24 protein-coding genes and 1 tRNA gene are annotated in these 24,533 nt (G+C 64.0%); 14 read left to right on the top strand and 11 right to left on the bottom strand.

Annotated features, from left to right (window positions below; all coding sequences use genetic code 11):
• Both WIT60_RS14330 and WIT60_RS14325 read left to right on the top strand, forming a co-directional pair.
• The coding region (locus WIT60_RS14330; RefSeq protein ID WP_339582334.1) for a Tn3-like element IS1071 family transposase at positions 1-2,442 on the top strand (2,442 nt) is incomplete at its 5' end.
• Between the two features lie 173 nt (positions 2,443-2,615).
• A complete protein-coding gene (locus tag WIT60_RS14325) occupies positions 2,616-2,930 on the top strand; it encodes a hypothetical protein (RefSeq protein WP_339584563.1) in 315 nt (104 codons plus the stop codon).
• Between the two features lie 60 nt (positions 2,931-2,990).
• Here WIT60_RS14325 and WIT60_RS14320 read toward each other — a convergent pair whose 3' ends face one another.
• Positions 2,991-4,076 carry an alkene reductase gene (locus tag WIT60_RS14320; RefSeq protein WP_339584562.1) on the bottom strand — a complete coding sequence of 362 codons (1,086 nt, stop codon included), beginning with the start codon at positions 4,074-4,076 and terminating at the stop codon, positions 2,991-2,993.
• Positions 4,077-4,102: 26 nt separating this feature from the next.
• Positions 4,103-4,696, bottom strand: a complete 594-nt coding sequence (locus tag WIT60_RS14315) for a TetR/AcrR family transcriptional regulator (RefSeq protein WP_339584561.1) — start codon at positions 4,694-4,696, stop codon at positions 4,103-4,105.
• A gap of 158 nt (positions 4,697-4,854) precedes the next feature.
• Between WIT60_RS14315 and WIT60_RS14310 the strand changes: the two genes are divergently transcribed.
• From WIT60_RS14310 to WIT60_RS14270, 9 genes are all read left to right on the top strand, one after another.
• On the top strand, positions 4,855-5,862 hold the full coding sequence (locus tag WIT60_RS14310; RefSeq protein WP_445207709.1) for a bifunctional enoyl-CoA hydratase/phosphate acetyltransferase: 1,008 nt from the start codon (positions 4,855-4,857) through the stop codon (positions 5,860-5,862).
• A 16-nt stretch (positions 5,863-5,878) separates the two neighbouring features.
• Positions 5,879-7,138: an acetate/propionate family kinase gene (locus WIT60_RS14305; protein WP_339584559.1), complete on the top strand. Its 1,260-nt coding sequence runs from the start codon at positions 5,879-5,881 to the stop codon at positions 7,136-7,138.
• A 75-nt stretch (positions 7,139-7,213) separates the two neighbouring features.
• The gene (locus WIT60_RS14300) at positions 7,214-8,137 is read left to right on the top strand and encodes a branched-chain amino acid transaminase (RefSeq protein WP_339584558.1); all 924 of its coding nucleotides are present in this window, start codon (positions 7,214-7,216) and stop codon (positions 8,135-8,137) included.
• 18 nt (positions 8,138-8,155) lie between these two features.
• Positions 8,156-8,371: a zinc-finger domain-containing protein gene (locus WIT60_RS14295; protein ID WP_339584557.1), complete on the top strand. Its 216-nt coding sequence runs from the start codon at positions 8,156-8,158 to the stop codon at positions 8,369-8,371.
• Positions 8,372-8,451: 80 nt separating this feature from the next.
• Positions 8,452-10,275 carry an AMP-dependent synthetase/ligase gene (locus WIT60_RS14290; RefSeq protein WP_339584556.1) on the top strand — a complete coding sequence of 608 codons (1,824 nt, stop codon included), beginning with the start codon at positions 8,452-8,454 and terminating at the stop codon, positions 10,273-10,275.
• 69 nt (positions 10,276-10,344) lie between these two features.
• The gene (gene purU, locus WIT60_RS14285) at positions 10,345-11,229 is read left to right on the top strand and encodes a formyltetrahydrofolate deformylase (protein ID WP_339584555.1); all 885 of its coding nucleotides are present in this window, start codon (positions 10,345-10,347) and stop codon (positions 11,227-11,229) included.
• An 11-nt stretch (positions 11,230-11,240) separates the two neighbouring features.
• Entirely contained in the window at positions 11,241-11,696 is a 456-nt protein-coding gene (locus WIT60_RS14280) for a YybH family protein (protein WP_339584554.1), read from the top strand.
• 7 nt (positions 11,697-11,703) lie between these two features.
• A complete protein-coding gene (locus WIT60_RS14275; RefSeq protein ID WP_339584553.1) occupies positions 11,704-12,708 on the top strand; it encodes a YheT family hydrolase in 1,005 nt (334 codons plus the stop codon).
• A gap of 8 nt (positions 12,709-12,716) precedes the next feature.
• Positions 12,717-13,274: a DUF2946 family protein gene (locus WIT60_RS14270; protein WP_339584552.1), complete on the top strand. Its 558-nt coding sequence runs from the start codon at positions 12,717-12,719 to the stop codon at positions 13,272-13,274.
• A 78-nt stretch (positions 13,275-13,352) separates the two neighbouring features.
• Here the strand turns inward: WIT60_RS14270 and WIT60_RS14265 are convergent, their stop codons facing one another.
• Positions 13,353-13,886 carry a c-type cytochrome gene (locus tag WIT60_RS14265; protein WP_339584551.1) on the bottom strand — a complete coding sequence of 178 codons (534 nt, stop codon included), beginning with the start codon at positions 13,884-13,886 and terminating at the stop codon, positions 13,353-13,355.
• Between the two features lie 137 nt (positions 13,887-14,023).
• Here WIT60_RS14265 and WIT60_RS14260 point away from each other — a divergent pair.
• A tRNA-Arg gene (locus WIT60_RS14260) sits at positions 14,024-14,099 on the top strand.
• A 317-nt stretch (positions 14,100-14,416) separates the two neighbouring features.
• Here the strand turns inward: WIT60_RS14260 and WIT60_RS14255 are convergent.
• From WIT60_RS14255 to WIT60_RS14225, 7 genes are all read right to left on the bottom strand, one after another.
• Positions 14,417-14,542, bottom strand: coding sequence for a hypothetical protein (locus WIT60_RS14255; protein ID WP_339584550.1), 126 nt, complete (start codon positions 14,540-14,542; stop codon positions 14,417-14,419).
• 180 nt (positions 14,543-14,722) lie between these two features.
• Entirely contained in the window at positions 14,723-15,325 is a 603-nt protein-coding gene (locus WIT60_RS14250; RefSeq protein WP_339584549.1) for a hypothetical protein, read from the bottom strand.
• Complete coding sequence (locus tag WIT60_RS14245; RefSeq protein ID WP_339584548.1) at positions 15,322-17,745, bottom strand: DUF3987 domain-containing protein; 2,424 nt, start codon at positions 17,743-17,745, stop codon at positions 15,322-15,324. The genes WIT60_RS14250 and WIT60_RS14245 overlap by 4 nt, the downstream gene beginning before the upstream one ends.
• The gene (locus tag WIT60_RS14240) at positions 17,742-17,936 is read right to left on the bottom strand and encodes a hypothetical protein (RefSeq protein ID WP_339584547.1); all 195 of its coding nucleotides are present in this window, start codon (positions 17,934-17,936) and stop codon (positions 17,742-17,744) included. The genes WIT60_RS14245 and WIT60_RS14240 overlap by 4 nt, the downstream gene beginning before the upstream one ends.
• Positions 17,933-18,196, bottom strand: a complete 264-nt coding sequence (locus WIT60_RS14235; RefSeq protein ID WP_339584546.1) for a hypothetical protein — start codon at positions 18,194-18,196, stop codon at positions 17,933-17,935. The genes WIT60_RS14240 and WIT60_RS14235 overlap by 4 nt, the downstream gene beginning before the upstream one ends.
• Positions 18,197-18,210: 14 nt before the next feature.
• The gene (locus WIT60_RS14230; RefSeq protein WP_339584545.1) at positions 18,211-18,453 is read right to left on the bottom strand and encodes a helix-turn-helix transcriptional regulator; all 243 of its coding nucleotides are present in this window, start codon (positions 18,451-18,453) and stop codon (positions 18,211-18,213) included.
• 631 nt (positions 18,454-19,084) lie between these two features.
• Positions 19,085-20,284: a tyrosine-type recombinase/integrase gene (locus tag WIT60_RS14225; RefSeq protein WP_339584544.1), complete on the bottom strand. Its 1,200-nt coding sequence runs from the start codon at positions 20,282-20,284 to the stop codon at positions 19,085-19,087.
• Positions 20,285-20,632: 348 nt separating this feature from the next.
• Here WIT60_RS14225 and selD point away from each other — a divergent pair, with 348 nt between their 5' ends.
• Together selD and mnmH are read left to right on the top strand one after the other, a co-directional pair.
• A complete protein-coding gene (gene selD, locus WIT60_RS14220; RefSeq protein WP_339584543.1) occupies positions 20,633-21,667 on the top strand; it encodes a selenide, water dikinase SelD in 1,035 nt (344 codons plus the stop codon).
• The gene (mnmH, locus tag WIT60_RS14215) at positions 21,667-22,758 is read left to right on the top strand and encodes a tRNA 2-selenouridine(34) synthase MnmH (RefSeq protein WP_339584542.1); all 1,092 of its coding nucleotides are present in this window, start codon (positions 21,667-21,669) and stop codon (positions 22,756-22,758) included. The genes selD and mnmH overlap by 1 nt, the downstream gene beginning before the upstream one ends.
• A gap of 30 nt (positions 22,759-22,788) precedes the next feature.
• On the opposite strand, the gene WIT60_RS14210 is transcribed toward mnmH, so the two are convergent.
• On the bottom strand, positions 22,789-24,495 hold the full coding sequence (locus WIT60_RS14210; protein ID WP_339584541.1) for an alkaline phosphatase D family protein: 1,707 nt from the start codon (positions 24,493-24,495) through the stop codon (positions 22,789-22,791).
• Between the last annotated feature and the right edge of the window lie 38 nt (positions 24,496-24,533).

Raw genomic sequence — 24,533 nt, 5'->3', positions numbered from 1 at the left:
CACGAGCGGGCAATTCGGACACTGATTGCGGCGGCACTTGCCCAGCTTGAAGTTGAAACAGGCACCGCCATCGCCGCCAGCGTTGATCCAGCAACACTTGATCGCTGGCGAGCCTCAGTTTCAGAGCTGCGCCCAGATGGACAAACCCAGCAGAGTTGGCTATGGGCTGCACCGGCGAAACACTCAACCCGCCAAATCAGCGAGGTACTGGAGCGCATCGACCTGCTTTACACGCTGGACGTTCATAAGCACCTGGCAGACATCCCCGATCTCATCTTGCGCCGCTACGCGCGCCGACTTGTCTCCAGGCCGCCCTCAGCCGGAGCCAAGATCAAAGAGCCAGCGCGCACCGTGGAGGTCGCATGCTTTCTTCGGTATTGCCTGTTCACCACCACAGACCAGTTGATCCTTATGGTGCAGCGCCGGATCGCCGATCTGTGGCGTCAGGCTGCCGCCGATGTCCCCGCTACCGTCAATTGGGCCGCAATGTACAAAACGCTGCTCGGCGAACTTGTTGCCTTGAGCGCGCAAGGTGCGGTGCCAGATGCTGAGTTGCGTGCCCGTCTTGAAGCCTTGATCACCGAAACCCAGAAACGCAAACCACCGAGCAGGGCCTCCCTGGTCCGCGAGGGATTGATTGATGGAATTCGCCCCGTGCGGTCGTTGCTCGTCGCCATTGCAAAGCTGCCCTGGCAGGCCACCGGCGAGCATCCTGCCATCGAGTACCTTGCCAAGCTGCAAGCTTTATATCTCAAAGGATCCAGAAAGCTGCCAGTTGAAGTGGTGGCACCAAGTCTGGGAATGATCTGGCAGGTTTCGATCTCCAGCCCAGACCGGGAACGGGCGTTTCAGGCGTTGGAGGTGGCCACCCTGTTTGCCCTGCGCCGCGCGGTGCGCAATGGCTCGGTCTGGATTGAGCACAGCCTGAGCTTTCGGGGTCGTGCGCGCTTGTTCTTCACGGACGAGCGTTGGCAGGCAGAGTCCAAGAAACACTATGCCCGTCTATCGTTACCCAGCAAGGCTGCCACTTTCTTGAAGCCTTTGCTGGCCAGAGTAACTGCCGGTGTCGATGCGGTGGCCGCTGCAGCCCGCAGTGGCGTACTGCGCGTGGATGATGAACTCCATTTGTCGCCATTGCCCGCAGAGGACGAAGACCCAGAAGTGACCAAGCTGCGCGCGGCTTTGGATCACCGCATCGGTGAGGTTCAATTGCCGGAAGTGATTCTGGCCGTTGACGCCCAGGTGCGCTTTAGCTGGATCATGCTCGGACGTGAGCCGCGCTCTACCGACGAGCTGCTGATGGTCTATGCCGGCATCATGGCCCACGGCACCAGTCTGACTGCGGTCGAATGCGCGCGCATGATTCCGCAATTGTCTGCCACCAGCATTCGCCAGGCCATGCGCTGGGCGCGGGACGAACGGCGTCTGAGCCAGGCCTGCCAGGCTGTGCTGGAATTCATGCAGCGACACCCGATTGCCGCCACCTGGGGGCGGTCCGATTTGGCATCTTCTGACATGATGAGCATGGAGACCACCAAACGGGTGTGGCAAGCCCGGCTTGATCCTCGGCGCAACACACCTTCCATTGGAATCTACTCCCATGTAAAAGACCGGTGGGGCATCTTCCATGCGCAGCCCTTTGTGCTCAATGAGCGCCAGGCGGGCGTGGCCATTGAAGGTGTCATCCGCCAAGAAAAGCTGGAGACCAGCCAGCTTGCTGTGGATACCCATGGCTACACCGACTTTGCCATGTCACATGCCCGTTTGCTTGGTTTTGATCTTTGCCCGCGGTTGAAGGAACTCAAACAGCGCCACCTCTTTGTGCCACGCGGCACCAAAGTGCCCGCAGAAATCGCTGCGGTGTGCGAAGCCAATGTCGACGTCGCTTTGATCGAAAAGCATTGGGATAGTCTGGTGCACCTGGCAGCCTCGGTCATGAGCGGACATGCCAGTGCGGTGGCAGCTCTTGCGCGGTTCGGTTCTGCCGCCCAGGGCGATCCAATCTATGAGGCTGGCGTGCAATTGGGGCGGTTGCTGCGTACGGCGTTTTTGGCTGACTACTTTGTCAAGGACGCTTTCAGGAACGAGTTGCGCCGGGTGCTCAATCGGGGCGAGGCTGTTAACGCCCTCAAGCGCGCCATTTATACCGGCCGGATCAGCCCGGCGCAGGCCAAACGTGTCGATGAAATGCAGGCTGTGGCCGATGCGTTGAGCCTGATGGCCAACATCGTGATGGCGTGGAATACCTCACAGATGCAGGCGGTCCTGGATCGCTGGTCGAACCGCCGCCAGGTCATTCCACCGGAACTGATCGGGAAGATTGCGCCCACCAGGCTGGAGAGCATCAACTTGCGGGGTGTGTTTCGCTTCCCGGTTGACCGCTATGCTGACCAAATCCTGCCTTCGCGGCCAAATGCATCGATAACTGGCACCAATGGATGAAACCGACCACGGTTTGACGCCACGAATCGCAGATTTGAAAGTGAACAGGAAAGTCAATGAAATCAACGATCTACCAACACCACCTCCGCGCCAGTGCTAGCTTTTCGTACCGTCACTTATTGCACTGAAAACGAGGAGACCCCTTCTTTCCCGATGATTTCACGCGCTCTTTCATGGGCGGCATCATCGCGACCGTGGCGCCCTACATGGTCTATGTGGTGGCGCGGCGGTTTTTTGGTCTGCAGGGGAGTCTGACCAACCTCACGCCGGGCAAGTTGCTGGCGTGCATCGTCGCATATTCGATTGCCAGCCCCTTGCTCCATCACCTGTGGTTCCATCTGCGGGACCCTGACACCCACGAGTGGTCCGGCTTTCTTGTGATGGCCACGGGCGATTTCCTGGGCTCGGTGATCGTGTTTTACACCTTGAAGCTGGTGCTCAACCGATTCATGCCGACCCAGGGCGCCACACCGCTGCGCGCGCCTTGATGGCTGGGCGCAGACCGGTTCGACAGCCCCGACACGCGGGGCACTTCTCGGGGCTCCGCCTCAGGCTGGCAGCGACGGATAGTCGGTGTAACCATGCGCGCCGGTGCCGCCGTACAGGCCCACATCCGAGAACAGTTCGTTGAGGGGTGCGTTTTCCTGGAGGCGACGAGCCAGGTCCGGGTTGCTGATCGCGGCGCGACCGAAGGACACCAGATCGCCATGGTGGTTCGACACCGCGGCTTCGGCCATGGCCTTGTCGTAGCCGTTGTTGACCATCCAGACGCCGCTGTAGAGCTTGCGCAGGGCGTCGTAGTCGAACGGTGCGTTGTCGCGCGGACCACCGGTGTGACCCTCCACCACATGGATGTAGACCGGGTGCAGCTTCTCCAGTTCGCGCACCACGTGCTCGAACAGCGGCTGCGGGTTGCTCTCGCTGGAGTCGTTCACCGGGGAAACGGGCGACAAGCGGATGCCCACGCGGTCGGCGCCGATTTCGGCGGTGACGGCGGCCATCACTTCCAGCAGCAGGCGTGCGCGGTTCTCGATGCTGCCGCCGTACTGGTCGGTGCGCTTGTTGGAGCCATCACGCAGGAAGGCGTCCAGCAGGTAGCCGTGAGCCCCGTGGATTTCCACGCCGTCAAAGCCCGCCTCGATGGCGTTACGGGCCGCTGTGCGGAAGTCATTGACCACGCCAGGGATCTCTGCGGTTTCCAGAGCGCGCGGCACCGAGCAATCCACCATGCCTTGACCAGCCACGAAGGTCTTGGCTTTGGGGGCAATCGCTGAGGGGGCCACTGGGGCCTGGCCGTCGGGCTGGTAGGCCGTGTGCGACATGCGGCCCACGTGCCACAGTTGCACATAGATCTTGCCGCCCTTGGCGTGCACCGCATCGGTCACCTTGCGCCAGCCAGCCACCTGCTCGGCGGTGTGCAGGCCGGGCGTGCTGGGATAGCCCTGTGCCGTGGCTGACACCTGGGTGGCCTCGGCAATGATCAGGCCCATGCCGGCCCGTTGTGCGTAGTACTCGACCATCAGCGGGCCGGGCACGTTGCCGGCTTCGGCGCGGCTGCGGGTCAGGGGGGCCATGACCACGCGGTTGGCCAGGGTGATGGGGCCCAATTGGAAGGGCTGGAACAGGTCGCTCATGCAAAGGTCTCCGTGGAAGAAAAAAATCAAGGACGCAAGAGGTGGTCGAGCATCAGCGCGACCGTGTCCTTGAGGGCTTGGGTGTGGTGTTCGATCTTCATGCGCAGCAGGGCCCCTTCCCAGGCGTCCCAGAAGAAGGTGGCGAGGGTGTCGGCATCGACGTCGGTGCGCACGCTGCCTTCGGTCTGGGCGCGGCGCAGCAACTCGGCCAGGCGTGTGCGCCAGCCGGACAACGATGTGTTCAGCACGGTGCAGCACAAGGCGCTGGTCTCGGCCACTTCGGCGGCGAAGTTGCCCACCAGGCAGCCCTGGCAGCCTTGCTGTTCGTGGTGCGCGATGAAGCGCGTGAAAACGTGGCGCACCGCATCGTGGGCGTCGGGGGGCGCATCGCTCAGGCAGCGCTCCCAAGCCTCGTCCACCCAGCGCGCGTAGTGCGCAATGATGGCCGCGGCGAAGGCTTCCTTGCTCTCGAAGTGGTTGTAGAACGAGCCTTTGGGCACGCCTGCCTGGTCGGTGATCTGCTGGATGCCGGTGGCGTGATAGCCGCAGCGCGTGAACAGTTCGTAGCCGGCTGCGGTGAGGCGGCGAGGGATGTCGGTTTTGTCAGCGGTGCGGGCCATGACTGAATAATATGACCGGTCGTCTTAAAATGCAAATGGGGGGTGCAAGACCGTAGGTCATCAGGGTTTCTGCGGTTTTCCGTCCTATGCTTGTCATCTTGACCCTGGAAGATCTGATGCTTCTGTGGCCCTCAGCCTCTGATCCAACAGCCTTTGTGATGACCAACCTTTCTCAGCCTCCCGTTGCGCCCGCTACGGCGTCATGTCCTCCCAGCGCAGACGCCCAGCATCCCAATAATGTGTTCGGTCGCCTGTTCCGTGCCTGCGAGGGCCTGCCAGCCGTGCGTTGTGCGGTGGTCCACCCCTGCGACGCGGATTCGCTGGGTGGCGCGATCGCGGCGGCCCAGCGCGGCCTGATCGAGCCGGTGCTGGTGGGCCCGCAGGCCAAGATCCGGGCCGTGGCCAAGGAAGGTGGCTGGGACCTGTCGCCCTGGCGCATCGTGGACACCGAGCACAGCCATGCCGCGGCCGATGCCGCCGTGGCGCTGGCCCGCGCGGGTGAGGTGCAGGCGCTGATGAAGGGCAGCCTGCACACCGATGAATTGATGGGGGCGGTGGTGGCCTCGGCCACTGGGCTGCGCACCGCGCGCCGCGTCAGCCACGTCTTCGTGATGGACGTGCCGGCCTACCCGCGGATGCTGCTGGTCACCGATGCGGCGGTCAACATCGCGCCCACGGTGCGCGAAAAAGCCGACATCGTGCAGAACGCGATCGAGTTGGCGCATGTGCTGGGGGTGCCCGAGCCCAAGGTGGCCATCCTGGCGGCGGTGGAAACCGTCAACCCCGACATGCAGGCCACGGTGGACGCGGCCATGCTGTGCAAGATGGCCGACCGCGGGCAGATCACCGGCGGTTTGATCGACGGGCCGCTGGCCTTCGACAATGCCGTGAACCTGGAGGCGGCCCGCACCAAGCACATCGTCTCGCCGGTGGCGGGGCAGGCCGACATCCTGGTCGTGCCCGACATCGAGGCCGGCAACATGCTGGCCAAGCAGTTGCAGTACCTGGCTGGCGCTGACAGCGCCGGCATCGTGCTGGGCACCAGGGTGCCCATCGTGCTGACCAGCCGCGCCGACTCGGTGCGCATGCGTCTGGCTTCCACCGCGGTGCTCAAGCTGCTGGCGCACGCGCGTGCGCAGGCGCTGGCTGCGGCCGTGAAAGCATGATGGAAGGCCGCTGACGATGACCACTGACGCCATTGCCGTGCTCAACGCGGGCTCGTCGAGCCTGAAGTTCTCGGTGTTCACGGCGCGGATCTTCCGGCCCCTGTTTCACGGCCAGATCGAGGGCCTGGGCACCGCGCCGCGCTTGAAAGTGGCCAATGTGCGTGGGGAGGTGTTGCTCGATCAGCGCTGGTCGGGCGAGGAAGGCTTCGACCACGAGGCAGCCTTGGCGCACCTGCTCAAGATCATGCCGCAGTTCCTGCACCGCATCGAGGTGGTGGCGGTGGGGCACCGCATCGTGCACGGGGGCGTGGCCTTTCGGGAGCCGGTGGTGTTGACACCGACGGTGGTCGAGCAACTGGCCGAGCTGGTGCCGCTGGCGCCGCTGCATCAGCCGCACAACCTGGCCCCCGTGCGCGCCTTGATGAAGCTGGCGCCCCGCGTGCCGCAGGTCGCTTGTTTTGACACGGCCTTCCACACCACCGGGCCCGAGGTTTCGCAGCGCTTTGCCTTGCCCCGCGAGTTTCACCATGCGGGCGTTCAGCGCTACGGTTTCCATGGCCTGTCGTACGAATACATTGCGTCGCGCCTGCCGCAGGTGGACCGCCATGCCGCCAAAGGCCGTACGGTGGTGATGCACCTGGGCAATGGCGCCAGCATGTGTGCCTTGCAGCACGGGCACAGCGTGGCCAGCACCATGGGTTTCACGGCGCTGGACGGTTTGCCCATGGGCACCCGCTGCGGCAACATCGACCCGGGTGTGCTGCTGTGGCTGATGGACGAGCGCGGCATGGACGCCCGCCAGATCGAGGCGCTGCTCTACAAACAGTCAGGCCTGCTGGGCGTCTCGGGCCTGTCGTCGGACATGCGTACCTTGCTGGCCAGCGAGCATCCGGCCGCCCGCGAGGCCATCGACCTGTACGTCTACCGCATCCGGCGCGAGCTGGGCTCACTCGCGGCCGCTCTGGGCGGGGTGGACAGCCTGGTTTTCACGGCCGGGATTGGCGAGCATGCGGCGGCCATCCGGGCCCGCATCTGCCACGACGCCGCCTGGTTGGGCGTGAAGCTGGACGAGGCGGCCAACGCCGCCGGGCCTGCCGAGCGCGATCAGCCGCACCGCATCAGCCAGTCCGACAGTCCGGTCAGTGTCTGGGTGATCCCGACCAACGAAGAGCTGATGATCGCGCGCCACACCCGCCACCGCGTGCCCGACTTCCGCCAGCGGGGCAGCGAACGCCTGGTGAAGGCGGCTGCAGCGGCCCCGGTGGCCTCGGCCTGAGGGCCGCTGGGCGCTACAATCAAAAGTTCGATGAGCGCCACACGGGTGGCGACACCTTTGAGAAGGATTCCCCCCATGTCGATGGACGATCGCGACGGCAAGATCTGGATGGACGGCAAGATGGTGGAGTGGCGCGATGCCAAGATCCACGTGCTGACCCACACGCTGCACTATGGCTGCGGCGCTTTCGAAGGCGTGCGCGCCTACAAGACCGACAAGGGCACCGCGATCTTCCGTCTGCGTGAGCACACCGAGCGCCTGTTCAACAGCGCCAAGATCTTGCGCATGCCCATGCCCTTCACCCTCGACGAGGTGATGCAGGCCCAGATCGACATCATCAAGGCCAACAACCTGGAAAGCGGCTATCTGCGTCCGCTGATCTGGCTGGGCTCTGAAAAGATGGGCGTGAGCCCCAAGGGTGCCAAGGTGCACGTCATGGTCGCCGCCTGGCCCTGGGGCGCCTACCTGGGCGAAGACGGCATCAACCGCGGCATCCGCGTCAAGACCTCCAGCTTCACCCGCCACCACGTCAACATCACGATGACGCAGGCCAAGTCGGTGAGCAACTACACCAACTCCATCCTGGCCAACCTCGAAGCCACCGAAGACGGCTACGACGAAGCCCTGCTGCTGGACACCGCCGGTTTCGTCTCCGAAGGTTCGGGCGAGAACGTGTTCGTGATCAAGGACGGCGTGGTCTACACCCCCGACCTGTCGGCTGGCGCCTTGAACGGCATCACCCGCAAGACCGTGACCGCGATCTGCAAGGACCTGGGCCTGGAGCTCAAGGAAAAGCGCATCACCCGAGACGAGATCTACATCGCCGACGAGGCCTTCTTCACCGGCACCGCCGCTGAAGTGACCCCGATCCGCGAACTCGATCGCGTGGAGATTGGTTCGGGCACCCGTGGCCCCATCACCGAGAAGATCCAGTCTGCCTATTTCGACGTGGTCTATGGCCGCAATGCCAAGTACGCCGACTGGCTGACCCTGGTCTGATTGCCAAGGACGCTGAACATGAGCACGAACACACAGTCTCCCAAAGCCGTCGTGGAAGTGGGCGCGGCCGACCTGCAAGGGCCGGGCGTGGTGTTTTGCCCCAACCCCAAGCAAGCCTTGTGGAGCAACCACCCTCGCGTCTACATTGACGTGGTGGCCACCGGCGAAGGCAAGTGCCCGTATTGCGGCACCGTCTACAAGCTGAAAGACGGCGAGCACGTGCACGCCCACTGAGGTGCCTGCCGCCGCGCGCGACACAGCAAGCCCGGGTTCGCCCGGGCTTTGTCTTTTCTGATCTGCCAGGAACCGAGACCATGTCCGAGGTGCTCTCCGATCTCTATGCCCTACAAACCCTGCCTGAGCTGCTGGCTTGGCGGGTGAGCCGTACACCACAGACCGTGGCCTACCGCCATTTCGACGTCACTGCCCAGGCCTGGGTGAGCCTGGACTGGGCACAGGTGGCGCAGCGGGTGAGTCAGTGGTCGGCCGCGCTGCAGGCGATGGACCTGCCACAAGGCGCACGCGTGTCCATCCTGCTGCCCAATGGCCTGGATGCCGTCAGCATCGACCTGGCTACCTTGGTGCAGGGCGGGGCGCCCGTGCCCCTGCACGCCATCGACAATCCGGCCAGCATTGCCTACATCCTGTCGGACAGTGCCGTGTCGCTGCTGGTGGTGCAGAGCGTGAGCCAGTGGCAGGCAATTGCCGGCGTCGGTGCTGACCTGCCGGCGCTGCGTGCGGTGGTGGTGTGCGACAACGCCGTGCCGGATGCGCCTGTCGCGTCCGGCCCGCAGCTGTTGAGCCTGCACGACTGGCTGGCAGCGGGGCAGACGGCGGCGCCCATGCACGGTGTGGTGGCCCCCAAAGCCGATGACCTGGCCGCCATTGTTTACACCTCGGGCACCACCGGCAAGCCCAAGGGCGTGATGCTGACGCACCGCAATGTGATGAGCAACGTCAAGGCGGTGATGTCGGTGATCCAGCCGCGTCCCGATGACGTGTTCCTGTCCTTCCTGCCGCTGTCGCACACCTTCGAGCGCACGGCGGGCTACTACCTGCCGATGGCCGCCGGGGCCTGCGTGGTGTACGCGCGCTCGGTGGCACAGCTGAGCGAAGACCTGCGCAATGTGCGACCCACCGTGCTGGTGTCGGTGCCCCGCATCTATGAGAGGGTGCAGGCGCGCCTGCAGGAGGTGCTGGCCACCTCACCGCTGAAAGCCCGCCTGTTTGCCTGGACCGAGGCCGTGGGCTGGCGGCGCTTCTGCCGCCAGCAGGGTCTGCCGGTGCCAGCCTCACCCTGGTCGGTGTTCGACGGGCTGGTGTGGTCGCTGCTGGACAAGCTGGCCGCCCAGCCCTTGCTGGCGCAGTTTGGTGGACGCCTGCGCGTGGCCGTCAGCGGCGGTGCGCCCTTGTCCCCGGCAGTGGCGCGCTGCTTTCTGGGCGTGGGCATGCCGCTGGTGCAAGGCTACGGCATGACCGAAACCTCGCCCGTGGTGGCGTGCAACCTGCCGACCGACAACGATCCGTCCTCCGTGGGACGTGCCTTGCCCGGCGTGGAAGTGCGCATCGGTGAGAACCGTGAACTGCAGGTGCGCGGCCCCAGCGTGATGAAGGGCTACCTGAACCGCCCCGAGGACACCGCCAAGGTTCTGTCGCCCGAGGGCTGGCTGGGCACGGGCGACCAGGCTGCCATCGAGGACGGCCGCATCCGCATCCTGGGTCGCATCAAGGAGATCATCGTCACCTCGACCGGTGAGAAGGTGCCGCCTGGCGATCTGGAACAGGCGCTCACGGGTGACCCGCTGTTCGAGCAGGCCTTCGTGCTGGGCGAGCAGCGCCCCTTCATCGCCGCGGTGGTGGTGATGAACCCGCAGGTGTGGGCGCAACTGGCGCAAAGTCTGCAGTTGGACCCCAAGGACCCTGCCAGCCTGCAAGCCCCTGCTGCGGTGAAGGCGGCGCTGACGCGCATCCAGCAGGCGGCTTCCAGCTTTCCGCATTACGCGGTGCCCCGCAAGGTCTGGCTGACGCTGGAGCCCTGGACCGTCGAGAACACCATGATGACGCCCACGCTCAAGCTCAAACGCAACAACCTGATGACCCGCTTTGCTGCCGAGATCGAGCGCCTGTATGCGCGTTGATCGCACGGTGTGTGCATCGGGTGTGGGACCCGCAATCGTCATGCGCCCCGCCTACAATCGTTCTCCATCATGAAGACCACGCACGAATTCGTTCTGACCCTGTCCTGCCGGGACACCACCGGCATCGTTCACGCGGTGTCGGGCCTGCTGTATCAGGCCGGCTGCAACATCATCGACTCACAGCAGTTTGGCGATGTGCAAAGCGAGGACAGCACCGGTCTGTTCTTCATGCGCGTGCACTTTGCCGCGCCCGACCACCTGGCCGATGCCGGCACGCTGGAGCGTCTGTTCTCGCATGTGCGCGAGCAGTTCCAGATGACGGCGTCCATCCGCGCGCTGGCGCGCAAGCCGCGCGTGCTGATCATGGTCAGCAAGCATGGACACTGCCTCAACGACCTGCTGTTCCGCTGGCGCTCTGGCTGGTTGCCCATCGACATCCCGGCGATCGTCTCCAACCACCCGGACTACGCCGAGCTGGCCGCCAGCTATGGCATCCCTTTCCACCACCTGCCGCTGCCCACGGGGTCCAGCCCCGAGGTCAAGCGCGCGCAGGAGCAGCAGGTGGAGGCGTTGGTGGCGCAAGAAGGCGTGGACCTGGTCGTGCTGGCGCGCTACATGCAGATCCTCAGCGCCGAGTTCTGCCAGTTCCTCAAGGGGCGCGCCATCAACATCCACCACAGCTTTTTGCCCAGCTTCAAGGGCGCCAAGCCTTACTATCAGGCGCATGACCGCGGCGTGAAGCTGATCGGTGCGACGGCCCACTACGTGACCGCCGACCTGGACGAAGGCCCGATCATCGAGCAGGACGTGGAACGGGTGGATCACACCCTGACCCCGGAAGATTTCACCGCCGTGGGGCGGGATGTGGAGTGTGTGGTGCTGGCGCGGGCCGTGAAGTGGCACGCCGAGCACCGTGTGCTGATGAACGGTCACAAGACCGTGGTGTTCAAGTAAGGACGCTTGCCATGAAAGACCCGCGCGCCATCAAGGCGGCCCAGGCTCTGATGACCACGGCCGACGAGACCGAGGCCTCGTTCTACGACGCCATGCGCCACGGTGACGTGGACAAGGTGATGGCCTGCTGGGCCGACGACGAAGAGATTGCCTGTGTGTCGCCCGGCGGTCCGCGCACGGTGGGCACGGTGGCGGTGCGGGCGGCCTTTGCGGCCACGCTGGCGACCGGGCCGGTGCACATCACCATCGAGCACGTGCGCCGCATGGAGACGGCCGTGTGCGCCGTGCACCATGTGACCGAGAAGGTGCAGGCTGTGACGTCCGAAGGCCTGCAGACCGCGTTTGTGATTGCCACCAATGTCTACCTGCGCACGCCGCAGGGCTGGCGCATGGTGGCTCACCACGCGAGCGCTGGCATGCCGCAGGACCTGCCGGACATCTCCGAGCCGCGCTCGATCCTGCACTGAGTCGGTCATGCTGCACTACCAGGCACCACGCTGGCTGAAGGGCGCTGGGGCGTTGGGTGGCAATGTCCAGACCATCTGGCCGGCGCTCTACAGCCACCCGCGTGCCGATCAGGTGGCCGAGGCGGTGCGCTACCAGCGCGAGCGCTGGGACACGCCCGACGGGGACTTCATCGATGTGGACGGGCTGGCAGCGCCCGCCGGCGCGCCCGTGCGGCGGCCCTTGCTGGTGCTGTTCCACGGTCTGGAGGGCTCGTCGCAAAGTCATTACGCCCGTGCCTTTGCCCACTGGGCACAGGCCCAGGGCTGGGACTATGTGGTGCCGCATTTTCGGGGTTGCTCCGGTGAAATGAACCGCACGCTGCGGGCCTACCACTCGGGCGACCATGAGGAGCTGGACTGGATCTTGCGCCGCCTGGCCTTGCGTCACACCGGGCCCATGTTGGCCGTGGGCGTTTCCTTGGGGGGCAACGCCCTGCTGCGCTGGGCGCAAGAGGCGGGCAGTCAGGCCGAGACCTTGGTGAAGGCCGTGGTGGCGATCTCGTCGCCCGTGGACCTGACGGCAGCCGGTCAGGCGCTGGGGCAGGGCTTCAACCGCCATGTCTACACCCGCATGTTCATGCGCACGCTCAAGCCCAAGGCCTTGCTGAAGGCGCGGGCGCACCCGGGCGTGGTGAAGCTCGATGCCCTGCTGGCGGCGCGGGATCTGTATGAGTACGACAATGCCTACACGGCCCCGGTGCACGGCTTTGCCAGCACCGAGGACTACTGGCGGCGTGCCTCGGCCAAGCCGGGCCTGCGTGCGATGCGCCATGTGCCGGCCCTGGTGCTCAACGCCCGCAATGACCCTTTCGTGCCGGCCGAGAGCTTGCCCCGTACGGACGAGGTGGGGCCGGCCGTGACGCTATGGCAGCCGGCCGAAGGCGGGCATGTGGGCTTTCCGCAAGGCCGCTTCCCGGGCCATGTGGCCGACCTACCGCGGGCTGTGGGCCGCTGGCTGGCCCAACATTTGTGAGGACTGTCATGGACGAGATCGTCAAAGCCGCCATGCTCAAGTGGCCCAATGTGCCGAACTGCTACGGCTGGCTGGCGCTGGATGCCCGCGGCGACTGGTATCTGCGCGACGCGCCCACCCAGGCGGCCGGACCCTTTCCGCAGATCAAGGGCAGCCTGATCGAGCACGAGAAGTTCAAGGCCTTCATTCACCGCAACTATCTGGCCGACGAGCGCGGGGCCTGGTTCTTCCAGAACGGCCCGCAGCGCGTGTACCTGCAGCTGGAGCTGGCCCCCTTGGTGCTGGGCGTGCGGCGTTTGTCAGACAGTGAGCCCGACCCGCACGGCAATGGCTTTGAAGTGCAGGCTCACACCGGCCAGGACGTGGGCGCAGTGCAATCGTGCTGGTTGGACGAGCACGGCCGCCTGTACCTGCTGACCGAGGCCGGGCTGGGCGTGGTGCGTTCCATGGACATGGCCACGGCGGCCGATGCCGTGGCGGAGGGCGTCTGGGGTGAGCCGCAGGAGATCGCGTTCGCCGAGATGCCGGCCCGGTTTGGCTTTGTGCGCGAGCCTGCGCCTGTTTGATGGACTGGCGGGTGCGTTTGAGAACGCACCATGAAAAAAGCCGGCTCCAAGAGCCGGCTTTCTCTGGAGCGTGGACGCTCAGGGGGCAGAGGCCGCGGCAGCAGGCGCTGCAGGCTCTTCGAACTTGGCACCGCCGGCGTTGGCCATGAAGGCGGCGGCACGTGTGATTTCGAGGTCGCTCATGTCGCCGCCGCCTTGTGCGGGCATGGCGTTGAAACCCTTGATGGCGTGGGTGGCCAGGGTGGTCAGGCCTTGACCGATGCGACTGCCCCAGGCGCCGGCATCACCAAACTTGGGCGCGCCCAGCATGCCAGCGTCGTGGCAGGCCGCGCACTGCGCCTTGTAGGCTTCTTCACCCGAGCGTGGGCCGGCGTTGGCCGAAGCCAGTTTGATCTGCACGGTGCCCACGGGCATGATGCGGTCGGCGGTGGCCTGGGCGCTCAAAGCGTCGGAGCCGGCAGCCTTCTGGCTGTGCGACGAGACATACATGACCAGCAGCACGATGATGGCCACCGGGATGATGAAAGCGGCCGCCACGGCAACCATCAGTTGCTGGGGGGTGCTGATCGGGCCTTGATGACCGGACTCTTGGGTTTGGGGCGCTTGGCTCATGGGGTGTTCAGGAGGCGCTGGTTGGTGGGTGACGGCATCCGACCGGCAAGACCGGTCATCTGAAAGGGACATTATAGGTCGAGCACCGGCTTCTATGAAACGCATGCCCGCAGACCCCTGCTAGAATCCGCACTGCTGCGCCCGTAGCTCAATGGATAGAGTACTGCCCTCCGAAGGCAGGGGTTGCTGGTTCGATCCCAGCCGGGCGCGCCATATAGATCAGGCACTTAGCTTCGCGGCTAGGTGCTTTTTTCTTTCCTGTACGGACTTTGTACGGATAGTGCTCCCTGGGGATGGTCGTGTCGCGTCGGCTTTTTCCGTGTCGCATCAGGGCGTCATGCTGTAGCCGCCCCGGCCCGGTGCCGCCTCAATTTGATTTGCTGATTGATCGCCCAGGGGGGATTTTTTCTCCGCGTGCGGGGTAGCGCGGTTTCCTTGTCTCGAGGGTTGACGACTTCAGAGCCGCCCCCGGTGCATGTCCGTCAGGGATCGTTGGCCCGGCTCAGGTGTTCACGCTGATTCACAGGTGTTCACACTCCCGAGCTTTCGGGAGCATCGCGCACGCCGGGAAGGCGCACCGGCCTTTTCTGGCCTTTGTTTTTGGCGGTCGCCTCGCGCGCGCGCGGAACGTTCAGGATGATCCCGAGTTGGATCATGTCCGAGGGGGTCGCACGCGCGCGCAGGCGCGTACTGTTCCGAGAACTACCGCTGCCGTCGCCTGGGTGGGGTCTTGAGGGGAAGTAATAAACACGTACCCATAGGGGTCGAAAAACTGCCGATCCCGGCGGCTCCACGACCCCGTGGTGGGCTATCCCTCGGGAGTACCTTTTGTGCGCTCAGGTGGGCTTGAACCCGTCACACCGTTGAAGCAGCATCACCATGTCAGCAGCGATGCCAGCGCCAGCTAGGCCAGCGGCCTGCCATCTGTTGCAGGCCCACGATCTGCCGCCGTTTCTCAGGTGCAGGCATTCCAGGCACAGCCGCCGGTCGTCGCTGTCACGGTCACGGATCGCCAGCCCATCGGCCACCCCTTCAGCCTCGGTCTGATCCAGGCCATGCCGGGTGAACAGTTGAACCCTCGCGTTGAGGGTGTCAATCTCGGCTGTGTTCATCGCCGTGGTGTGCGGCCATGAATGCCGGTCGGGGTCGATGGCTTCAGGTTTTTTCAGGTTTGTTTTACTGGTGGACAGCGCCAGCCGTTCGGCCTCGATGCGTGACAGCCCCCCGTCAAACTCGATGATCGCGGCCCGTTCCTCGAACGCTTCACGGTCGAAGTCTTGAGCCTGGGACGGATCGTTTGCCGCTGTCGCATCGCCCCCTGATTTTTGAGAAAGCCCCGCCGGGGTACCTACAAAACCTACAAAAAGGGGTTTCGTAGGTTTTGTAGGGTCGGGTTCAGGGGGCATCGCTGTTTTCTTCAGTCGTGCCAGCCATGTCATGCCGTCGCCCTCCCGGTCAGTGCCGCCGGGTTGATGGCGTAGCGGTCGCTTGGTCGTCCTGCCGCAGCACTCATCTGCCCCGCGTCCAGCTTGAGCCAATCAAAGTCGGTCAACACATCAGCAGCTTTGCGCACCGCGTCCGGTGTCGCCAGTCCGGCCCATCCCTTCTGCGCCACCACGCGGGGGGTGAATGCTTCCATCAGCACGCCGTCACGGTCGGTCAGCTTGCCCGCCTTGATCTTTGCCAGCAGCGATGCCGCCGCCGCTGTCTCGGGAATCACCGCTGCCGCGTAAAGCCGTTCGGCATGGGTGCGCAGGTAGTCGCCCCAGGCCAGCGCCCGGATCAGTTCGTTCTCACCGATCACAAACCCGCTGTCTGGTGTGTCGATCAGTGCGAACACCAGCGCCAGCGCCGGGATCAGCTTGCGGTACTTGGACAGGTGGGACACCATTGCCGGGTGCAGGTCTTCGCCCCGAATCTCGGTTTCAAAGGGCACCAGCCATTCCACAAACAAGGCTTGCGCAGCAGCATCAAAGCGCCAGACATGCGGCTCTGTTTCGCTGGCTGGCTCCAGTGCGGCCAAACGCTCAAACACTGCCCAGGCGGCTTGCTTGGCTGGCGTGTCGGGCCATTGGTCAACGTGGACAAACTCGCCATCGGTGTCAGGCCACACCGTCAGGCCAAACCGCTGCAACAGGCCATCGTCAGCACTGCCGCCCGCCACCGCACCGCGCACGTACTCCTGAATGCGTCCAGGTTGAATGCCGCCGATCATTGCCAGACACACACGGGGGATGTGTACCGTCCCGCGCCCGATGCGGTCGAAGGTGTACCCCTGATTGCCGTCATAGGCTTGAAGGTAGAAAGCGCGTGATCCCTCTTGCCCTTGCTTGTCCAGGCCGGTCAGCAGCCCATACAGCTCATCCCGATATGACAGGGTGCCCCAGGGGTTTTGCTGCATCAGTTCGCCCAACTTCTCCACCGTGGCGTCGTTGACGGTGAAGCGCCGCGCAATGGGTTCGTCTGGTGTGTCAGCAGGTGTCAGCAGGGCACGCGCTGCCGCCGGGTCTTTTGCTGCAAGTCCCTTGGCTTTCTTCTCGTTGTCGATCCCTGCCAGTTCGGCCACCTTGCAATCCAGCGCCCAGGCTTCATGCGCCACCTGCCATTGGTCAAACTCGGCTTGCTGCAATCGGTTGAGCGGTCGCAGGGCTTCGGACAGGGCCGGGCTTTTCTTCACGCCCGGTCTGCCCACGGTCATGCCCCACAGGTTCGGGACTACCTGCCAATCGTCGCGGGCTTTGGGTTGCACCACGGCACGCGCACCGATCAGGCTTGATGCCGCCACCAGCGCGGCCACCGCCGGGAAGTCAGGGGGGCACTGCATCCGGTGGGCAATGTCCATCACCCAGGCCCGCAAAGCCTCGGGCATCAGGTCAGCATCGAAGGCTTGCACAGGTGGCAAGGCGTCAGGCAAGGGCATAGGCTCAGGCCATCCGCTGCCCGTCGCTGGCGCTGAATGCGCCGCCTCGATGCAACGCCGCACCGCGTCCAGGCCCGCCACTTGGTGCAGGTCGTTGAAGTCAGTCGCCCGGTCTGGTCGGGTAGCTCCGAAGTCAGGCACGGCCACACAGCCGCCCACAGCTTGCGCCGTTGCCGTGGCCTTCGTCATGCCGGGGTTGCCTTCGGTCAGGTAGTCGTCATCAGCGGCCACCGTGATCTTCAGAGTCGGATACTTGGTGCGCAGCGCCAGTGCCACCGATCCCAGGTTGCCCGCGTTGAAGGCCACGGCCACCGCTTCGCCGGTCGCTTCATGAATGCTTGCGCCGGTCGCGTACCCCTCGCACACGATCAGCCTGCCGCCCTTGGGTTTGCCGATGGCGAGATAGCAACCCTTCACCCTGCCGCCGGACAGAAACCGCTTCTCACCGTCTGACGTGATCGTCTGCAAGCTGTGCAGGGTGCCCGCTGTGTCGCGCATGGGCACGATCAGCCCGCCCGCCGCGTCAATCCGCACGCCATGCGCTTGCACGCCCTTGGTGGTCAGGTAGGGGTGCTGGGTGCAGGGCTTCGCCTCCTGCCAGCGTTTCGCCGCTTCGGTCGCTGCCGCTTGATGCCGTTCGGCTTGGTCGGCTTCGCGCTGCGCCTGCATGGCCTTGATGCGCTGCCGGTGGGCTTCGCGTTCGGCCTGGGTCAACTCGGCGTCAGGCTTGCCGCACCATGTCTCAGTGATGCCCAAACGCCAGCAACCAAACACCCCAGCGGGCACGCCGTCCAGGTGCAGGACACACCAGCCGGTATCGTCGCCACGTTTGCCGCTGGCGCTGAATCGGTGCAGCTTGCCGTCTGCATGGATCACGTCAGGCGGGATCAGGCCAGCCGCTGCAATCGCGTCCTTGAATTGGTCGATAGGGTCGCTCATGCCCGGCCCCCGATCTTGTTCAGCAGCGCCAGCACTTCGCGCCAGTCCTTGCAGTAGCGTGTCCAGCTCCAGCAGATCACGATGAAGTCATGCGCGCCGTCTGGTGTGACCTCGCTTCGGAACAGCTTGTGCCCTTTCAGTGCGAACGCGGCCCGCACCGTCGCAAACTCTTTGTCGGTGGGGGTGCTCATGCCACCCCCTTGAACACCAGCGCCAGCCATGCAGCGCAGTGAATCAGCTTGGCCTTGAGCCGATGTGTGAACGCTGGCGCTGATTGCTCCAGGCTGGCAAAATCGGGGTGCTGAGTCCCGATAGCCGCCGTGGTGCCGATGTGGTGCCCGGCGGCTTCGTTTTGGGTCACGCTGGCAGCGCCAGCATCAGGATGTGACAGGTCAGCAGATCGTAGGCGCACAGGCGCACCCAGGCCCGCCGCAATGGCGTGCTTTTTCATGGGTGAACCTCCGATTACTTGGCTGTCGCCAGGGCATCAATCCATTGCCGGATTGCTTCGCTGTGCCAGCGCACGCACCGGGCAGACAGCTTGATGGGGGCGGGGAATGTGCCGTCTTTGACCTTGGCGTGGATCGTTGAGCGGGACATGCCCGTCGTGTCCATCACGGTCTTGACGTTCAGCAGTGCCGCGTTGAGTTGCGCCACATGGAGCGGCTGGCGGTTGCTGGGGGTGCTTGATACGGTTGCGCTTTTCAACTGGTGATCCTTCAGGTCAATTCCAGTCAAAGCCCCCACAAACACACACGGACAACATCGGATAACCGAGTTATGGCGTATATTTTCAGAGTTCAGCCCGCAAAGTTTGAACACTGGGTGGTCTTTGACTACCTGCAAAGCCTCTTGACTCGGTTGCAGCCGGTCTTGAGGCTTTGCGCTTTCTGGCACATCGTCGAGCCAGTGCGGCAGATTATGAACAAAGTTTTACCTTTGGCTAGACACTAGAAGAAGTGCACTCTTTGTAGTGCCCCATTTCGGGAGCGCCCTTTGTGGGGTGTCCTGAGAGGCTTGCCCTCCTACAGATACGTCAGGCCCTCCTGGGCTGTGCGGGCGTACAGAAGTGGCGCAGCACGTTGTAAACGTTGTCGTTATCGTGCTCGATCACCTAGGCACGCGTCGCTTTTGCGCTTGTTCACCTTGGGCTGGATGTCCTCGCTGTTGACCTCCATGTGCTGACGTTGTGCAAAAAGGGATGCCCTCGGACATGTTGTCGTTGAAGTAGTCGTGGCGCGCAGGATGTTCTTCAGGTGATCGGGGTTGATTTCGGTGATGTAGTTGTCCTTGCCGTCCTTGTCTTGCCGCTTGCGGGTCTTGACGCAGCAACTGGCGGTCAGAGCATCGCCGTCTTGTCCATCAGCGCACGGGTCTTATCGACGCGCAGGTGACCATAGTTCGCGTCGATCATCGCCGTGGACGTACCCGCGATCTTGGCGACAAGGTGGGAATCCATGCCGCCCGCGATCAGTTCCGTGATGGCGCAGTGACGCAGGGTGTACATCACCGTCTTGTCAGGCAGGCCAGCGGCCACCACAGCGGCCTTGAAAGGCTTTTTCCATGCGTCCTTGTTCCACCGCTTGCCGAAGCCGTCAGGGATCAATGGTGCGGCTCCAATCCGGTCTTTGGTCGCCGCCTTGAAGTGCTCGATTGCCGCTGTGGACAGGGGCACGGTGCGCGCCTCGGTCTTGCTGATACGGATGGTCAGCGTCCCGGTGATCTTGTCGAAGTCGGCCACGTCGCACCCGGCAAGCTCGCCGGGACGAATGCCGGTCAGGAGTAGGGCGGTCACCAGTTCGCGCAGGCCATCACCACAATGCGCCACCAGCGCACGCCGCTGGTCGGTGTTCAAGAAGATGGTGCGCCGCTTGCCCACTTTTTCAAACGCGGTCACGGTCTTCCATGCGTCGTCTGAGGCTGTAAGGCGGTCACGGTGCGCAAGGTTCAGTGCGGCCTTGAGCGTGGCAAGGTTTCGATTTGTCGAATCCTTGGCGCGTCGCACGGTGTCGTCGTCGAAGTCGTCGCCCTTTGGAATCTGCGCATCACGCCATGCCCGCACCTTGATGGTGTTCAGCTTGTCCAGCGTGATCTTGCCGAAGGCGGTTCCGTACACCAGCCGCTTGAAGCGACCCTCGGCATCATTTGCCGCCTTGTCACCTTTCTCCGTTCGTTGGTGTTGGACGTAGTGCTCACAAGCGGTCTGCACCGTGGGGGCCTTGTCGGTCACGCCAGCGTCAACCCGTCCCGCCCATGCGAGTGCGGCCTTCTTGGCGTCGTCGTACCGGTCGTGATGGCCTAGAGCTTGGTAGGTCTTCTTGCTGCCTTCTTGGCGTCGGGCAATCCAGGTGCCCACGTTGTCGCTCATGACCCGATAGCCCAGGTACAGGCCAATTTCCAGGCGCACCCAATAGGGTTCACGCCGTGGGGTGAGTTTGCTGCGTTCGGTCTTCTTGCTCAGGTCGTGTGCCACTTGTTGCCCCTGCTTGAATCTGTACGGACTAGGTACGGACAAGCATCTTAGAACAAGGCCGGACAAACATGCACGTATTCATGGTGGTTTCAGAGGGATGGTGGACAACATGAAACCATTGAAAACACTGTTTCCCGCCCTCCGAAGGCAGGGGTTGCTGGTTCGATCCCAGCCGGGCGCGCCAAACAGCTCAATCACTTAGGCCACCTTTCAGGTGGCCTCTTTGCTTCTGGTAGACCAAAATTAGTGAAGCGTCCCGGGGCGATCAAGCCGCCTCATCACCGTCGACGCAAAGCGCTGACCGCGAGCAGGTCAGCCTTCCATGGTTCACGAGTACGCGTTATCTTCAATTTATTCGCAGTGCCGGTTGCTAAAGTAGAAGACCGTCTATCTGTCCTTCTCTGAAAGCCCCCGATGCCCGAGCCCATTCGTCTGACCCAATACAGCCACGGCGCCGGTTGCGGCTGCAAGATCAGCCCCAAGGTGCTGGATGTGATCCTCGCTGGTAGCGGTGCCCAGCATCTTGACCCCAAGCTGTGGGTGGGCAACGCCTCGCGCGATGACGCGGCGGTTTATGCGCTCGACGCGGAACGCGGTGTGGTGTCCACGACCGACTTCTTCATGCCCATCGTCGACGACCCCTTTGACTTTGGTCGCATTGCCGCCACCAACGCCATCAGCGACATCTATGCCATGGGCGGCGACCCCCTGCTGGCGATCGCCATCCTGGGTTGGCCCGTCAATGTGCTGCCCCCGGAAGTCGCACGCGACGTCGTGCGCGGTGGCCGCTCCATCTGCGACGAAGCTGGCATCCCGCTGGCAGGTGGACACTCCATTGACGCGCCTGAGCCCATCTTCGGGTTGGCCGTGACCGGGGTGGTGGACAAGCGTCACCTCAAGCGCAACGACACCGCCACAGCCGGCTGCAGGCTTTACCTGACCAAGCCGCTGGGCATCGGCATCCTGACCACCGCCGAGAAAAAGGCCAAGCTCCGCTCGCAAGACGTGGGGTTGGCCCGTGACTGGATGTGCACGCTCAACCGCGCTGGCAGCCGCTTTGGCAAGCTCGCTGGCGTGAAAGCCATGACCGATGTGACGGGCTTCGGCCTGCTCGGCCACCTGGTCGAGATGGCCGACGGCAGCGGACTGAGTGCCTGGGTGGACAACGCGGCCGTGCCCCGTCTGCCGGGCGTCGAACACTATCTGGCCGAAGGCTGCGTTCCCGGTGGCACCGGTCGCAACTTTGACAGCTATGGCGACAAGGTGGCCCCCATCACCGAGGCACAAAAGCAACTGCTGTGTGACCCGCAGACCAGCGGCGGACTGCTCGTGGCGGTCGCGCCCGAGGGCGAAGACGAGTTCCTGTCTGTGGCGGCTGAGCTCGGCCTGAAGCTCGCGCCCATTGGCCAGCTCACCGAGCGACAGCGTTTCTCGGTCGAGGTGCGCTGATGCGAGAGAACACGGCGGATTACCGCGCTCTCTTCCTTCAGGACGTCCCGATGATGGACGTGCGCGCCCCGATCGAGTTCACCAAAGGCGCCTTCCCCGGCGTGGTCAACCTGCCCTTGATGAACGATGCCGAGCGACAGGCCGTCGGCACCTGCTACAAGCAGCAGGGGCAGCAGGCGGCCATCGAGCTGGGACACCGCCTGGTGTCGGGTGACATCAAGGCCCAGCGCATCGCGGCTTGGGCGCACTTTGCGCGCGCGCACCCCGAGGGGCTGCTGTATTGCTTCCGCGGAGGCCTGCGCTCACAGATCGTCCAGCAATGGCTGGCGACCGAGGCAGGCATCACCTACCCGCGGGTGATCGGCGGCTACAAGGCCCTACGCACCTTCCTCATCGAGTCCTTGCAGCACGATGTGGCCCAGACCCGATTCGTGGTGCTGGGTGGGCTCACGGGCTCGGGCAAGACCGAGCTGTTGCACCGGGTGCCGCACAGTCTGGACCTGGAGGGGCATGCCAACCACCGTGGTTCAGGTTTCGGCAGTCGACCGACCGGACAGCCTGCCCAGATCGACTTCGAGAACCGTCTGGTCATCGACTTGCTCAAGCAGCGCGCGCGTGGCCATGCCAGCCTCGTCCTCGAAGATGAGGGCACCCACATCGGACGCTGTGCCCTGCCTCTGGTGTTGAGACAGGCCATGGCCCAGGCACCGATGGTGTGGCTGGAGGTGCCCTTTGCCGAGCGCGTCGACCGCATCCTGCGCGACTATGTGGTGGCGCAGCATGCCGACTTCGTCGCCGTGTTTGGCGTGTCCCTGGGGGACGCGTCTTACCGCGCACATTTGCTGGGCAGCCTGGCGAAGATTGCGCAGCGCCTGGGAGGCGAGCGTTACCAGAGTCTGCACACCCTCATGCAGGCGGCTCTGGAGGCGCCGGGAGCGGGTGACCTGACCCTGCACCGCGAATGGATCACGGCACTCCTGGGTGGCTACTACGATCCGATGTATGCCTACCAACGGCAACAGAAAGCCGACCGCATCGCCTTTGCTGGCGCGGCTGCCGAGGTGCTGGCCTACCTGCAACGGCCACGCTGAAGGCCAGGCGACGCAGGCGAGAGACGGCCGTCAGACCGGTTGAGCGGGATACACGTGCCGCACGGTCTCGGCAACTGTGTATTGACGTGCAGAGATGGTGTTGACGAAGACCCAGTCGCCGATCACCGAGGTGGGCGTGAAGGTCATCTTCAGGAAGCCTCGGCGCGATGGGTCCATCCACTTCAGATCGTCCACCACGTTCTCGAAGATGGCCTTGACCTGCACGGACGGAATCGCCGACAGGTACTCTTCCAGACCCGGTGAACTGACGCTGGCCGTGGCGAACTCGGCGCCCACCTGTGTGCCCGCCAAGGCGCTGTTGACATAGCCCGCCAGTTTCAGATCCGAATGCCAGGCATTGTGCGTGTCACCCGCCAGGGTGATGATCGGCTTTTGCAGCTGATAGGCCGTCATCAGCACGGTTTCACGTGCCGCGGGATAGCCATCCCAGGCATCCAGGTTGTAGCCCAGCTTGGGCTGACTCATCAGGGCCTGTTGGGTCTCCGTGCGCGCACCCTCGGGGGTGGCCTTGGCGGTCAGGTAGTCGGTCACGGCTTGCGCGGCCGCGGTCACATCGCCCCCTTCCAGGGTGCTCAATACCGAGATGGGGAAGGCCATGTTCCCCATCAACACCTGCTGGCCCAGCACCTGCCATGTGGCACCGGACTGGGCCATCTGGCCTTGCAGCCAGCCCAGTTGGGTGCTGCCCAGCAACTGGCGGGTCGGCGAGGCCAGGGTGGCCTGGGCTGTGCTCGCCGTGGCCGGATTGAGCAAGTCGCCAAAGCCCACCTGCTGGTCACGGCCGATCAGACGGGTGTCCAGCATGTGCAGGCTCAGCAACTGACCAAAGTCGAAGCTGCGGTAGATGACGGCGGGGTCACTGCCCGTGCGGATCGGCATCCACTCGTGGTAGGCCTGCAAGGCGGCCTGCTTGCGGTCAGCGAAGCTGCCCTCGGTCTGCGGATCGTGGTTGTCCGCCCCGTCCTTGTAGGCATCGTTGGCAATCTCATGATCGTCCCAGACGGCGATCATCGGCATCCGGGCATGCAGGGCCTTGCTGTCCGGATCCGACTTGTACTGGGCGTGGCGCAGGCGGTAATGGCTCAGCAGCGTCAGCTCTTGCGCGGGTTGCGACACACGGCCCAGGGCCGCGGCATTGGCCGAGGCATAAGCCGGGCTGCCGTCGGCGTTCGTGGCGCCGTACTCGTAGATGTAATCACCCAGATGCACCGCAAACTGTGCATCCGAGCGGGCCGCCTCGGCATACACGTTGAAAAAACCTGCCGGGTAATTGGCGCACGAGAACACCGCCAGTTTGACCTCGCTGACACTGCCGGTGGGCAAGGTGCGTGTGCGGCCTACCGGTGACACATGGCGTCCCACACGGAAGCGGTAGAAGTATTCGCGGTTGGCCACCAAACCCGTCGCATCCACCTTCACCGTGAAGTCATGGTCGGCGCTGGCCTGGGTTTGCCCCTGGCTCACGATCTGCTGGAAGGCATTGTCCGTGGACACCTCCCAGACCAGGGGCACCGCCTCGCTGCGGTCCGGGTAGCGGGCATGCGTCCACAAAATCACCCGGTCAGACAGAGGGTCGCCGCTGGCCACACCATATTGAAAAGCGGGCGGCGCATCGTCGCCCCCACCGCAGGCTGACAGCGTCAGCCCTGACGTGCCTGCCGCAGAAAGCGCGGCCAGTTTGATGACGAAATCACGACGTGAAGCAGAGTGAGACATGGCTGCACACAGGCAAATGGAAGGGAGCAAGATTGCCC

Origin of the sequence: Aquabacterium sp. G14 (assembly GCF_037482285.1) — a bacterium.
In the GTDB taxonomy this organism is placed as follows: Bacteria; Pseudomonadota; Gammaproteobacteria; order Burkholderiales; family Burkholderiaceae_C; genus Aquabacterium.
This window is presented reverse-complemented; position numbering and strand designations above follow the sequence as displayed.